This window comes from Vreelandella glaciei, assembly GCF_013415125.1.
In the GTDB taxonomy this organism is placed as follows: domain Bacteria; phylum Pseudomonadota; class Gammaproteobacteria; order Pseudomonadales; family Halomonadaceae; genus Vreelandella; species Vreelandella glaciei.
Genome location: NZ_JACCDE010000027.1, coordinates 19,097 through 32,474 on the forward strand (window position 1 = coordinate 19,097; position 13,378 = coordinate 32,474).

12 protein-coding genes and 1 pseudogene are annotated in these 13,378 nt (G+C 49.6%); 6 read left to right on the forward strand and 7 right to left on the reverse strand.

Features of this window, described 5'->3' with window-relative positions; all coding sequences use genetic code 11:
• The first annotated feature begins 8 nt into the window (after nucleotides 1-8).
• The gene (locus tag HZS80_RS16920; protein ID WP_113270568.1) at nucleotides 9-422 is read left to right on the forward strand and encodes a DUF411 domain-containing protein; all 414 of its coding nucleotides are present in this window, start codon (nucleotides 9-11) and stop codon (nucleotides 420-422) included.
• A gap of 1,047 nt (nucleotides 423-1,469) precedes the next feature.
• Here HZS80_RS16920 and HZS80_RS16925 read toward each other — a convergent pair.
• The gene (locus tag HZS80_RS16925; protein ID WP_052703847.1) at nucleotides 1,470-2,498 is read right to left on the reverse strand and encodes a DNA-binding protein; all 1,029 of its coding nucleotides are present in this window, start codon (nucleotides 2,496-2,498) and stop codon (nucleotides 1,470-1,472) included.
• Nucleotides 2,499-2,794: 296 nt separating this feature from the next.
• Nucleotides 2,795-3,697, reverse strand: coding sequence for an ArdC family protein (locus HZS80_RS16930; RefSeq protein ID WP_052703848.1), 903 nt, complete (start codon nucleotides 3,695-3,697; stop codon nucleotides 2,795-2,797).
• A gap of 134 nt (nucleotides 3,698-3,831) precedes the next feature.
• Here HZS80_RS16930 and HZS80_RS16935 point away from each other — a divergent pair, with 134 nt between their 5' ends.
• Entirely contained in the window at nucleotides 3,832-4,389 is a 558-nt protein-coding gene (locus tag HZS80_RS16935; RefSeq protein ID WP_246362181.1) for a JAB domain-containing protein, read from the forward strand.
• A gap of 1,189 nt (nucleotides 4,390-5,578) precedes the next feature.
• Here the strand turns inward: HZS80_RS16935 and HZS80_RS16940 are convergent.
• Both HZS80_RS16940 and HZS80_RS16945 read right to left on the reverse strand, forming a co-directional pair.
• The gene (locus HZS80_RS16940; protein ID WP_035561720.1) at nucleotides 5,579-6,610 is read right to left on the reverse strand and encodes a hypothetical protein; all 1,032 of its coding nucleotides are present in this window, start codon (nucleotides 6,608-6,610) and stop codon (nucleotides 5,579-5,581) included.
• A 33-nt stretch (nucleotides 6,611-6,643) separates the two neighbouring features.
• A complete protein-coding gene (locus HZS80_RS16945) occupies nucleotides 6,644-7,000 on the reverse strand; it encodes a histone-like nucleoid-structuring protein, MvaT/MvaU family (protein ID WP_035561723.1) in 357 nt (118 codons plus the stop codon).
• Between the two features lie 601 nt (nucleotides 7,001-7,601).
• Between HZS80_RS16945 and HZS80_RS16950 the strand changes: the two genes are divergently transcribed.
• The 4 genes from HZS80_RS16950 to HZS80_RS16965 all read left to right on the forward strand — a co-directional run bounded on the left by HZS80_RS16950 (nucleotide 7,602) and on the right by HZS80_RS16965 (nucleotide 9,956).
• Nucleotides 7,602-7,925, forward strand: a complete 324-nt coding sequence (locus tag HZS80_RS16950; protein WP_113270569.1) for a hypothetical protein — start codon at nucleotides 7,602-7,604, stop codon at nucleotides 7,923-7,925.
• Nucleotides 7,918-8,874: a tyrosine-type recombinase/integrase gene (locus HZS80_RS16955; protein WP_113270570.1), complete on the forward strand. Its 957-nt coding sequence runs from the start codon at nucleotides 7,918-7,920 to the stop codon at nucleotides 8,872-8,874. Before HZS80_RS16950 ends, HZS80_RS16955 begins: the two co-directional genes overlap by 8 nt.
• Nucleotides 8,875-8,970: 96 nt before the next feature.
• On the forward strand, nucleotides 8,971-9,228 hold the full coding sequence (locus tag HZS80_RS16960) for a hypothetical protein (RefSeq protein WP_179916738.1): 258 nt from the start codon (nucleotides 8,971-8,973) through the stop codon (nucleotides 9,226-9,228).
• Nucleotides 9,225-9,956, forward strand: a complete 732-nt coding sequence (locus HZS80_RS16965; protein WP_113270572.1) for a hypothetical protein — start codon at nucleotides 9,225-9,227, stop codon at nucleotides 9,954-9,956. The genes HZS80_RS16960 and HZS80_RS16965 overlap by 4 nt, the downstream gene beginning before the upstream one ends.
• Nucleotides 9,957-10,007: 51 nt before the next feature.
• On the opposite strand, the pseudogene HZS80_RS23600 reads toward HZS80_RS16965, so the two are convergent.
• The 3 genes and pseudogenes from HZS80_RS23600 to HZS80_RS16980 form a co-directional block, all read right to left on the reverse strand.
• Nucleotides 10,008-11,028 (reverse strand): annotated as a pseudogene (locus HZS80_RS23600) (YaaC family protein).
• A 150-nt stretch (nucleotides 11,029-11,178) separates the two neighbouring features.
• Nucleotides 11,179-12,039 carry a hypothetical protein gene (locus tag HZS80_RS16975; RefSeq protein ID WP_127059525.1) on the reverse strand — a complete coding sequence of 287 codons (861 nt, stop codon included), beginning with the start codon at nucleotides 12,037-12,039 and terminating at the stop codon, nucleotides 11,179-11,181.
• A 10-nt stretch (nucleotides 12,040-12,049) separates the two neighbouring features.
• On the reverse strand, nucleotides 12,050-13,375 hold the full coding sequence (locus HZS80_RS16980; RefSeq protein WP_127059526.1) for an ISL3 family transposase: 1,326 nt from the start codon (nucleotides 13,373-13,375) through the stop codon (nucleotides 12,050-12,052).
• Between the last annotated feature and the right edge of the window lie 3 nt (nucleotides 13,376-13,378).

Genomic DNA, 13,378 nt, shown 5'->3' on the forward strand with positions numbered 1-13,378 from the left:
TGAAAATAATGCGACATATGACAACCAAACTTTTGCTCTCGGGTTTCATGCTGCTTGGGACGGTCTCCGCTCAAGCGGCGTTACCGCCAGAGGCAACACTGTATAAAAACCCCCAGTGCGGCTGCTGTGATGAATATGCGCGCCATCTTGAGAAACTTGGCGTAGACGTCACCATTATTGATGACGTCGAGCTGGGTGATATCAAGCAGCAGGCGGGCGTTCCCTATGGTCTGGGATCGTGCCATACCATCGAAATAGGCGAGTATTGGGTTGAAGGTCACCTTCCGATGGAAGCCGTAAAGGCGCTGTTTGAGCAACAGCCTAAAATAGATGGAATTGGTTTAGCAGGTATGCCGATTGGTACGCCAGGTATGCCAGGGCCACAAGACGGTCCTTACGATGTCTACGCGTTTACAGACTAGGAAGATGAGCAGTTTATGACCCTTTAATTGAGTGATCAAAGCTGGCCTGTTGGTTGCGGTGCTCTTTCGCTGACTCTAAAGCTTTTCATTTATAAAAATTCTACCGATTTCGCTTACGTCAACCATATTGTTTACGGCTCGAGAGTTTTCACATAGCCTCGGCCAAAAGCAGCCTATTATTTGCGTCTATCAAACTAATTAAAATTAGAGACAGTGCAAGTATTTCTCAGTAGTTGCGACCGAGGCATGGCCCAGTCGGTCGCGCACGTAGAGCAAGGCATAGGTCTGAGCCTTGGATTGCATCATTGAGTACAGCGTATGCGTGGGATTGGTGATGGCACTCAGGAGATCAATCGATTGATGCTTGCTTAGCACCCAAATTACGGTTCGTGGCGTCTTCAGCGTGACATCTGCGGTCGTACGTCTTCCTCCACTCGCACCGACGTGAGCGAGGAGGCCTGTAGGTTGCCTAACCATTACCGTTTTCATGGCATACGGAACAGTCATCACCCAACCACACTTGGTGCCATACCGATAGAATGCGCAAAGAAGTCGTAGCCGGGCATTCACCGTTGCTGCGGCAAGGCACCGCCCTCGGGGCTTAGGTTCCAGCCCCGGAACTCCGCGAATACCGTAGTTTCTCGGTCATTGCCCACATCACGCCAGTCAATAGCATTCACCTCACACCAGCCAAAGAACTGATACAACGCTTTCCGGCATGTTATCCACGACTTCCTGGATTGAACCCTGCCACGCTTGATCAGATGCGCTATACAAATGTCCAGGGCTTCCTCAGTAATCTTTCCCTCCCTAGATATAAGGATTGGAAAGCCGGTGTAATTTGGGTTTGAACTTGCTCGTGCTGGAGAAGAATCCATTCTGCGCTTCTACCAGGGTGTATCACTTTGGCAATCGGTAATCAGCCAAGCTGGCGCACGTACCAGGTGCCTATGATAATATCAGCAGTGGCCACGGTTGGTGCCATTATCAGCATGAGCCCGGTCAGTAACCTGGCTGACCTGTACCTCATCACTCTGCCTTTGGTCCCTAGTCTTTTTTGTTTGATTTTAGCCGTTTCTGATGGTCAGCTAACTGCTTGCGCAGATCCTCTTCGCGGGATAAAGCGATTGCCAGCTGTGTCCGGGTTTCTGAGTGCTCTTCCTGAATATTTGCCAACTCCTCAATCCGCTTAGTCGCTGTCTTCAGCTCGCTACGGGCGTCGCTGGAAGATGTCTTGATCTTGTCGAGATCGGTACGAAGCGTTGCGTTCTCGTCCTGCAGCTCACCGCTGCGCCTCATAACAGAGGCATTCTCCGCACGTAGGCTGGCATGTTCCTGCTGAAGAGAAGAGAGGTCTTCGTTGACGGCCTCGAGCGTTTTCTGGAGCTGCAATTCACGTTTACTAGAGGTTTCCAGTTCCCGTGTAGCGGCTTTAAGCTCGCTTTCAATTGTGGCCAACCGGGCGCTGCTATCGGCTTTCTCGTCTCGCAAGTGGTCGACCAACGTTTGTTGCCGTTGCGCTTCAACACGCATGGTTTCCAATTGCTGATTCTGGCGGGAGAGCTGGTCTTGTAAATCGGTAACTCGTCCCATAGCATCCGCTGCCCGCTGCCTTGCGGTGGCATTCTCCGTCACAAGCGTATGGATCTCCTCCGTCTGCTGCTCAATGCGCTGCCCATCCTGATGGCCGTGTTCACGCAAGGTTGCGATGCTGGCCTCTAGTCGCTCAATCTCGCGTAGCGCCTCATCTCGCTCTTCGTTGGCAGCTTTCTCGCGCTGTTCGGACTCTGCGCGTATCTTCTCGACTTCTTCATCAGCGTGCTGGCTAGCGGAGCGCCATAGTTCAGCTCCAACCCGCTCCAAGACAGTGCGGATCTCATTCGGCATTTCTCGCACAGCGATGGCATTGTCTTTTAGGCTATCGCGCCACTCACGCATGACCGGGGAAATATGCGACAGGGAGCCACCACCCAGGCATTCGCGCACCTGTTCATTGGTGGGCCTGTCGATGCCTTCGGATACCAGCTTCTCGGCAGCATCAATGATGCGTTGCCGTATTTCCGGCTTAATAGTCATGCCGGGCTATCTCCTAGTGTATGTATTGTATGTATGTATTATACATAAGATACATACATACAATATAGTCAACAGCTTCGCTAACCCTAAAAATAATGCTAGCGCAGCCTACTAGATGATCTGCTGTGCAACATTCCCACCTAAGAATGCAACCAGTGCAGGAAATCTATTGGGAAAGATCGTGCCAATGTTGAAAGCCATAGCTGTTGCGGGATCGGTGCAACATCCCCACCGCAGTGACTAAACACAAAAAAAAGCCTCCCGAGGGGGAGGCTGTTGAATGGTAAAGAAAAAAATCAAGCTGCCGCGGTTGCTGCAGTTGAGTCTTCTTCTCCGTCGATCAAACCGCACTGTTGTGCCATTTGCTCGATGAAGTTGACCGCCTTCTGCGCATCAGCCAGAGCACGGTCGATCTCTTTGGCCTGGTCACCTTTGAGCCGTGAAGCCCATCCAGTGAGGTAGGACGCCGAGTTTTCGGGGGTAGCAGGGAGACCAAAGCGCATGGCTGCAAGCCAGGCGCCAGCTTCTGCCACTACTTCCTCTCGAGCGCGATCGCTCTTGTCCCGGTTGAGGCGCGAGGGAGCACCAGTAGCATGGATCAGCTCATGCAGGCCGGTGGCCGCAATTTCACTAACCTCATGGAACTGTTCAGGACGGGGCAGGCGTATGCCATCCGTAGAGGGCCTGTAGTAGGCCTTGTCACCGCCCCAGCTTAAAGGGATGCCCGATGCTTCAATCAGCCGTGCAACGAACTGCACGGGCTCAGGTTGAGCTTCTAAGACAGGTGGCTTTGCAGCCTCTGTCAATGGGTCCGCCAGCTGCTCCTCGTTAAACACATAAAAGATACGGTTCACGGGGATGATTTTCTCCTCCGTTGTGCCGTTCTCCTTCTTCTCGCGCTTTTTGTGGAATTTCCAAAATTCCACGGGAGTGGCCTTTTCGCCCTTGCGGGGGTGAGTGCAGAGATCCTTCGCTTGCTTGAAAGTCACCCAGGCAGGGCTGGTGTAGCCGTTTTTATCTGAAGCAATCCAGAGACTGATGATATTTGACCAGCCAGTGTAAGAACGCCCTGAAGAGGCGTTATAGGGCTGGCTCACATCTTTGTCGCCTGGTTTCCAAGGCTTCTGCCAGGGGGCTGTGCCTTCCATCAAACCTTGTATGAGTGCTTCGCGGATACCATCGATTGCACGTTTGCTCATGATCTATCTCCTCTCTCATTCCTGCAGTAGTGCAGGTCTCAAGAAGGGATAGGGCGCTAGGTGACAGCCGGTGGGGGGTCAGTGCTTCCCCTAACTCTAATCGAGACCCGGCAGCGGGAATGAGAGAGGAGAGAATGATGAAGCACACCAACCAGTTGGATATGTTCGCAGTTAGTGAGGCGGCCAAAGTTTATAGTTTCCCTGGAAAGGGAACCGTAGAGACCGCAGAGCAGCGTAAAGAGAGTGAAGATGCTGTTATCTCAGAGGCACTGAACATCATCGAAGCACGGTTCTATGGTCAGCTTGAGAGTGAGGGTGCAAAGATAACGGCTCCTTGGATAGCGGTTGATTATCTGACGCTCAAGTATGCGGAACTGCCTTACGAAGTGTTCTCAGTGACGTGGCTGAACTCGCAACATCAAGTCATCAAGCATGAGGAGCTTTTTAGAGGCACCGTGGATAAGGCGGCTGTCTATCCTAGGGAAGTGGTTAGAAGTGCGATTGAAACGAATGCTTCCGCCGTATTGTTGTGTCACAACCATCCTAGCGGTAGTCCTCAAGAGAGTGATGCTGATCGTCAGATTACGAAGAAGCTACAAGAGGCTTTGGATGTGATCGACGTAAAGGTGATAGACCACATTATTGTGGCTGGCACCGAGCATGTCAGCTTTGCAGAGAGGGGGCTGATATAACTTCAACGGTTATGCCGTTTTCATGGCCTCACCAGCATTCCAGCTGGTGAGGCTTTTTTATGGGCTATCCTTTAATTGTTAAACCTGCTGTGATGTTGATACTGCTCTTCTAACGGCCCACAAAGAAACTCGGTGGCTTGGGGGGTGTTAGGAAAGGCTGGTTAATATAAAAAGGTTAAAGGGTTAAGGCTGGGTTAAAACAGGGTTACGAGCGAGTAAAGAAGCATCAAACCACTGAAAAGTATGCATTATCTTTCAAAAACCGATGCAACGTCCCCACCGCTTGCTATGCAACATTCCCACCGCTTGCTGTGCAACATCCCCACCTGGGGCTCAAAGTTATCCTCCTGATGTCCACAGAAAACGTCTTTTTGTCCACATTTTGGCTCATTTAGGCACCATCTGTGCAACATTCCCACCTGCAAGATTTAAGGCATGATAGGTTGACAGGATCGATTCGATTCGCTCTGCATCTCCTGTGCAATATACCCACCTACTATAGAGGGCTAAATTGCTGGTCAGAAAATAACCTGTGCAGTATCCCCACCGAAACGATGCAACATTCCCACCTATAAAACGCTACTTTTCCACAGGCTTACCCACAGTAAATGTGGATACGTTGATAGCTATCAGAGCACTTTTATACCGTTATCATTTGAAGCTGCTTAATATAGTGCCTTACCTTCTTTGTTGTCAAATTGTTACTGATCGACAATCCCCTGCCAGGGAGGAATGACACTTTTGAGCACGCTGGCCGTGCTTTAAAGACCTGTCGCGGGGGCTGATGGTGCAACGTTCCCACCTACGTTCTGTGAGCTACACTCTTGAATGCCTACTGTGATAGCAGTCTGCTTACAAGGGTGACTGGACGTTGGCTACGGTCATTGGCGCGGTGATTAAGGAGGTCTGGAAGCATCTATCTGTGCAACATTCCCCCTATTGAGCAAGGTGATCGAGAGGGTCTGGAATCGGCTATCTGTGCAACATTCCCCCCAATGATGGCACACGCTTGGACTGCAATGCGCGCCTCAATGGTTCCTGCAGCACAGCCCGTTAATTACGATCCTGGCTGGCTGGGGTTTGAAGGGCGACGAGTTGCCCGTGTGTACATTATCCCCCTAAGCAGTAAAGGCCATCTAAATGCATTCAATGATCCAGACTTCACAAAAGGAAATAAGATAATATTATTTTAAAGTGATGTTTCGCTAATAGTATGTAAGTCTTTCTTTAACCGTATTGAGTTACTTTTGTAATTTGCTCTTTTAACAGTTTTGACAAATTTATCTGTAGGAAAGATTGTGTAGTAAATATCAACAAGTTTTTTCCCTTCCGTTATTCTCTTCGCTTTATAACTAGCTATAACCTCATGCTCAACGAGTACGTCTAGGGCAATTTTCATAGCCCGAACATTACTGCCCATGCGATCAGAAAGCCCGCGAGGGCTACCTGACAGGTAAGGAATAAGACGAGGCGTATAGGGATCGTTGGCTGATGCCTGGCTCCAGTAGTGACTCATTCGCTTATGCATGTACCGGGCAAGAGGGCTCTTAATCGACATCGAAGTGCTATAGTCATATAAACGGAAAGTTTGTTTAAGAATGCTCTCAGTTACTAAAGGGTTAAACTGTACATAGCATTTAGTATCGCCTTCACGCATCTGAATATCTTTTCGCGTGGTTAGGCCGACCATAGGAAAAAAGCTTGAGGAAATAACAGTTTCATTATCATTGGTGACCGTTTCAAGCTGTGCGCCACGGCATACAAGTATCGCCTCCTTTATCTCGCTGAGTTTGAACTCATGTTTGTTCCGGCGTAACTCAGCACGCAACTCGTAGAAAGTAAAAAGAACACCAACTTTACCATCGATCATGACGCTTCCGCCATTAACAGCCAGTTTTCTTAAAGCGTCTTCTATAATCTCTTCACGCTCACCAGGATAAACTAGCTCATGTTTGCCTTTACTATTCTCGATAATAGCTGGCTTAACTTTAACCTTTATAACGCGGTCGCCTATACGGCACTCGCGCTCTCTTACCGCGCTGTTAAGGTCTGTGAATCGACGACGCTTCTCCAGAGAATATTTAGGCAATGCATCGTAAATGTCGATGCTATTACTATAATTTCTGTCCCGGCTATCGCTCAGGCTGAATAGGTCAAGCTGAGGCGGCTTATTAACCGCAACTGCTTGTATGTCCTTGTCTTTATTGCTATCGCTGGCCATATCTAACCTCTGTCAGCCTACAGTAATAACCTGCTATTTCTCTTCGACAAGCCAAGAATCAACGACCTCGGCACCGTACTGATCCTTCCAAGCCCTCAGGGTTTTATGATTGCCACCTCTTGTTTCGACAATCTCCCTTTCATAAGGATTGCGATATTCCTTTATCATTCGCTTCTTACGTATAGCCGGAGACTCGCTGACGCTTTTTTCAGTATTAACCAATTTAATAACGTCCAGGGCCGATTCATTATAATCAGCCATTAACGTTTTTAAGCGGTTAAAAAAAGCACTTTCACGCTTGAAATCTTCTCGATTCTCAAACGATATAAGTTGTTCTCGAAGAGACTTCGATTGCTCCTGCAGCTGTTGGTATTCACGCAATATAGGCATGTGTTTCCAGACAAGGCAATGTGAAAGTGTGCAAAGCACATTTTGTAGCTAACTCGGCTGTATGTCAACGATATGAGACCGTTGGCAGTGGTCTAAAAGCTAGCGCAAAAATATCTCTCCAAGGATGTGTTTTTCCATTAAAAAATACCCTTATTTCGCAAAATCTACGGGTGATGGCCCTGCCAAAAGCCTAGATTTTGCGTACAGGCTTTCAGGAAATGGCTTTTACCTTGAGAAATAGAATATAGAACAATAACTTAGGGTGATATTTTCCGTTTTTGAGTGATCCTGTGTACACAGTTAAAAAGGCCGTAGTGCTGGCGCTTAGGTTCTCTACTTATTAAAATAGTTATTTAAGAAAGTAGAGAAGGGCAGCGAACCCGAGTAGGCTGTATCAGAGTCACATGAATAAGGCTGTGCTGAATGACTTGGAAGGCAATCTACAAAATTGCGGTAGTTACTTCATATGCTCAGATGGTCGTCAATAGCATTGCAGCTGATTTAGGTGGTCTTCACATATTGGTGCCAGGACGCTGCCCAGTCTGAAGCCAGGCACTAACCCTGATCAGGGGGAAAATCACAACCAAAAGGGAGCAATTGGATGTTTGATCACTTGATTATGCCACCCCGCGCAGGATATGCGGTCATCACTACCAACGATTTCATGGTCATTGTCCGTGATACGGGCGATATTGTTAGTGTCCTAGAGGACGCCGATGCAGTTCTTGAGCACTTGAGCTTAACGATCCCGGGCGGGCTGCGTCGCAAGCGAGTCTATGTCGAGTCCGCACCAAGCGCATCAGATTTTTACGAGGTGATGCATGAAAGCGGGGATTTGCTCGATATTGTTATGTGCTCTGCAGACCAGGCTGATTATTTGCAGCAACACATTGCCAGCTTAGAGGGGGGCCCCGGAAATGGCTGATTCACTAGCGATGATTCCTTATAACGTCACTGGGGGCCTTGCTGAAGCATCGAATTCTTTGACAGAGGCCAAGGGAAACCCCGCGCTCTCTTACCTTATGGGGCTTGGCTCCCGCCGTAGCCGGGTCACGATGCGATCTCACCTCCAGCAAGTTGCCTACCTTAGCGGCGGTCATGACATTAAGAGTTGTCCGTGGCATATGATCCGGCGCGAACATGTGCGCTCAATCATCGAGATGATGAGTGAACTGGGCAAGGCTCCATCCACTATTAATACTGCATTGTCTGCTATGAAAGGTGTGGCGCGTGAGGCTTGGGTTGCGGGTCGCATGGATAGTGAGAGCCACCATCAGATCAGCGATCTCAAGTCTGTCAGGGGCTCAAGGTTGCCGAAGGGCGTACACCTTGATGATGTAGCTATCCAAGCCCTTTGTTCCGCATGCGAAACAGACGAGACCCCCAAAGGGGAGAGAGATGCCGTGTTACTCCACTTACTGGTCAACACGGGGCTGCGTCGATCGGAGAGTGTATCCATAGACATCGAGATGATTGACCGCGGCCGGCAGTCGATCAGGATTCTGGGCAAAGGTAACAAGGAACGCCTCGTCTTTCTGCCCAATGAAACGTTCCTGAAAGTCATGGCATGGCAATCCCGGTTGGGGCGGGATGTCGGGCCTCTTTTCCCTAGAGTGCGCCGACATGGTGTGATTACTGATCTTCGTATTACTGACCAAGCTGTGTACTTCATCATAAAAGAAAGGGCCGTTCAGGCGGGCATTAAGGAGTGCGCGCCTCACGATTTTCGCCGCACCTTCGCTACGAATATGCTAGATCGAGGTGTCGACGTTCTCACGGTGCAATACGCTCTAGGCCATACCAACCTAGTCACCACACAACGCTATGACCGAAGTGCGGAAAGGCGCCTGGAGGAGGCGATGAAAAGAATATGAAACAACAGAGCAGTGCTTCACCCCAAGCTATGGGTGTCATCTAACAGTGACATAACGTTCAACACCAGCCACGATGGCCTAGCTGGAAAGATAACCGTGACGCTAACGCCAGGTCAGCTCGAGGTGTTCTGGAGCGATCCGGCTGCAGCTTTTGCCAGTGTCTATGGTATTACCCGGGGAGACTGCCTCGCCTGGCAAGCAGCCGGGTACATGGCGCAGTGTGCCGAGCTGACCACGAAGGGGTGGCAATGCAGGAACCCAGTCCATGGTGGCCATCCTGTAGCAACCCCAGATCGATGGGTAGCCATGCGCGGCAAATACAGCCTAATTCATCAGGAAGGGGTCAGCAAATGACTGGTCAGCGAGAAGTAAACGGTTTATGGAGCATCGGACCTCTCTACTCCCGTCACCCTGCGACCGACCCTCGAGATGTTTTCGTTGGTGGGAAGAACCCCAGCCAAGCGGAAAGTGATTTTGAGAATGGCATCGCTCGCATGGGTGGGTTTTGGCGCCAGCCATCTTATGTGGGGGCCTATCTGACTGCAGCCTCTTTGCTCGTTGAGCAAGGGCAGGCACGTGGTAGCTTCGATGAGATAGGATTACCAGCTTTTTATCTTCAGCGTCACGCTGCGGAGTTGATTCTTAAAAGGCTACTGCAGTGGTGTTTTGAGATTATTGAATGTCGGAACCAGATCAAACCTGGGCAGGCTATTATGATTACAAATCGGCATCGCCGTTCTCTAAATAATGAGCATGACCTGCGGAAAATTCTGAATAGTCTGAAAAAGGCAGCCAAGCTAGCCGATGAGAAAATTCCTCCAGAGTGCTTGGCACAGCTAGTTGAAACCATCAGCTCTGTGGAGGCTTCACCGCACTGGTCCCGCTACCGAGTTGATTCTCGCAGCACACAGAAGAAGCTATGGGAAACCACGGAGATAGTTATTCCAGTTGCAAGCCTTCAGACCCAATTGGATCTTGTCGCCAGTGACGTGCTGGCGCGTAGCCTTGAGCAGGAATGTTATGAAAACGAGCTGTATAGTACCTGGGCTGGATTGACGTCAGCCTTAGAGGGATCACAGTAGCCAGCTCAGTCAATCGGCTTGTCGGCTATTCATATCGTACATTGACAGTTCTCACGGGGTTCGTATGGCTGGTCGCCAAAACTGAAACCCTGTAATTTCCGACGCCATCTGATCAATGAATTGATCTGCTGAATTTGTCATGAATTCCGTAATTAACCAGTTCGATGTGCCGTAGAGATGTCTCTCTAGGCCATTAGGATCGTAACGGGCTAATTCGCTCAGCCGATGCATCGCAGCAAATATAATGGTAAGACCGTGGCGCTCAGATGGTGGGTTGCTGCTCAGATTTCGTTTGATGTACCACAAGTCGCGATTCCCAGAGATAGGAACTATGATCCGACGAGTCTTGCTGTGATATGTGCCTAGCCGCTTTTGCGGCCAAGAGTTTTTCAGCCTGTGGGGCTTTACCTCGCCACCAATTGAAGCGCTTTTTTCGGCGAATATATGTTCTACCGTCTTCAGTGAACCATTCAAAAGAGTGAGGGATATTTCTGAGCATCCGACCATCTGCATATCTGGGCGACACTTCAGCCTGGAACCAGCATTCACGAGCCTTGGGGTCTGGATGTTTTACGTAGCAAGCACTTTCTAACGGTATGAAGAGCTCTGGGGCCGACCTGAAGGTATGCAAGAATGCTCTATGCACAAAAGGTACATTCCAGAGTAAGTCTTTGAGGTTGTACTTTTCGGCGGTGTGCGTGACGGTGCTTTCGCCGAGATACGTACACAAAGCTGGCAAGATACCGCCAGACTTAAAAGTTATGGCCTCATTAGCCAAGCTAGCCTTGGCTTTTGCTGGCCTATCTCCGGTTACACCATGATTCTCTGCATGTGTGGCGCCTCGAACCACCAGAAGAGCTTTGGTTGCGTTCAAAAAAGAGTAATAAAGGGACAGTGGCGACGCTTCAACATCCATATACTTAGCGGCTTCATGGAACCTTCGTGCCTGTGACCAGAAGGATAGTGCCTCACTCTTATTCTGTCGCTTAAGCCAAAGCTCTACGAAGCTCCATGGATCTCTTGTGAGTACGCTCTCAGATGCGAAGTCAGGGTGGTTGATAGCTTTGTGCATCCATACCCGACGATTGCCAATTTTAATATTTTCTCCAAGCACTTTCGCTCCTTAAGAGGCTGTACTGCGGGATATTAGGCTAAAATCTGTAGTATGTTTGGTCGTCATCAGCCTTAGCGAGCCTTTTAAGGTAGTTTCGTTCTCATTCATTTATGATTTTAGCTTTCGCGGGCCTGTGAACCTCGTCAGTTTCTGGCTAAGCATCATGCCAGATGTTACACCCACCAAGCCAATCCCTGTTCTGATCGACCAGTCATGATCAAACTTTACTAGCAATAAACCTGTAAATAGCATGAGGCACATCACTACAATATTGCGATTCCAGTCAAGACGATATGGGCCGAGATCATGACAATGAAAATACTGCTCCTGACTGTCCTTGGCCATTCGAGCGAGATGAGCCTGCAGATCAAGAGTCCTATCGATTTCCTTCCGTGTTCTGGCTGGTCGATGAAGCCGGCGCTCGTAAATCGCCAATCGCACCATCTTTTCATCTGGTAGATGATCTATATTCTGCCAGCTCGTTGTCTTTACGCCGTAAGCATCAAGTATTTTCCTTGCAATGTTCGGACGCCGCAGTACCTGAATGTAGCGACCATCGAGCATTGCTAACCATTCGTCACGTTCATCGCTGGGCTCAATTATCGTAATTCGAGATGGAGCTGGATAATCAGCTTCCTGAACCCACGCTGCTATAGCCGGTTGATCATGCGATCGCATAAAAGCGACCCTGTGTTTTCCCTCATGAGCAATGAATATCCCAAGTGGCTTGTACCAGACATATAAGGCGTTATCCCTTGAGCCAAAGTAGGTCGCGTAGCGCTCGATCCTATTCACCACCTCCTCTGGTGGCACGTTCTCAGGATGCCCTTTGATGCTTGCCCCAATAACATGTTTTGGATCTACAAAGGCTCGATAAGCCTGTCCATTCTGGTCTTCCCAGTTTAAAAGGGTATCCGGAATTGAGTGTGGGAACAGATGATTTTCTCTCTCCCTCAATTCCGGTATCAATGTAGAAACCTCAGGAAAAGTGGCCGCTTTCCAGCAAGTCGCAAAGCGTAGGGATGTGTGGACCGTACTCAATCGTTCTGGACACTTTCTCCAGACCAACAGACCTCGCCATAGTCTCTGGCTGAGAATTGCTTTTTGGCTTTCGCCCTCTCAACTTGGTTGTTGGTTTACGCGCTTGCTTCTCATAGATCAGTCGAGCACGCATGACCTCAAAGCTGTATCCGCGTCCCATCCGGTTAATATCCTTTGCCAGCCGATTCACAGACTCAGTATAGGCGTTTGTGACCTGGTGATCATAGAAGTTAAAAACCTCCCCCCACCAGTTCAATAACGCTGTGCGGGATGCCTCAAAGGCTGGCTCGATTGCAGGCGGAAGTGATCTCATCCATGCCCTCGCAAACTCCTGAGCCTCAGCCTTGTTGCGGCACGAGTAGATGTTATGGAAGTTCTCCTTCGCCTCATAAGCCATAGCCAGTTCTGGATGAAGATCGAACCAGGACTGCATTTTTTCGCGTTGCTCAGGCGAAAGGCTGCGCTCCCTCTCCAAAAGGATAAAGCGGTCGTCTTTCAGCTTCAGCCTCTGGCGAGTGTTAAGGCCTTTACGAATCTGCTTTCGCACGGCCTCCAGAGCCTCGTTGGCCATGCGGATGACATGCCAGCGATCCACCACAATATCGCGACCTGGTAGCTGCGCGTTCACGACATCCTTGTAGGTGCGCCACATATCCATCGTCACGACCTTTACCTTGTGCTTATCAGGCATAGCCTTGAAGTAAGTCATGAGGTCGGTTTTCCTGCGGTTGGGCAGCAGGTCATAGACAGCAAGCTCGTTCACGTTGGTGATCATGCACCGGTATTCGCCAATAATCTTCAGCTCATCAATCCCCAGAAACTCCGGCGTTTCAAACTTGATCTCTTTTCCAAGCCGGTGAACGTAGTCTTCAAAGATATTCTTGATCGTCTTTTCATCAATGCCCGCCTCGCGTGAAATCATTGCGAAGGTTTTCTTCATCGACTCCTGCTCAACGTATTTGATGAATCTGGTGGAGGCTTTTCGTTTCGGGTCGATGTCTGGCAGGTTTGAGAAAAAGGTCTTCCCACAACTTTTGCATCGGAAGCGAGCCCGGTCTACTCGAAGCAGTACGGGCTTACCGTGCATCGGAGTATCGATGTAGTGCTGTTGCTGGGTGCCATGCCTGTATGGCCCCTCGGCCTGGCAGTGGGGGCATCGTCCAGGTATACCCTGACCATCAACCTCGATGACGTAGTGATCGCCCTCATCAATCAAGTTGCTGGATTGGAGGGTATCCATGTTTAGCAGGTCAAACTGGCGCATCGT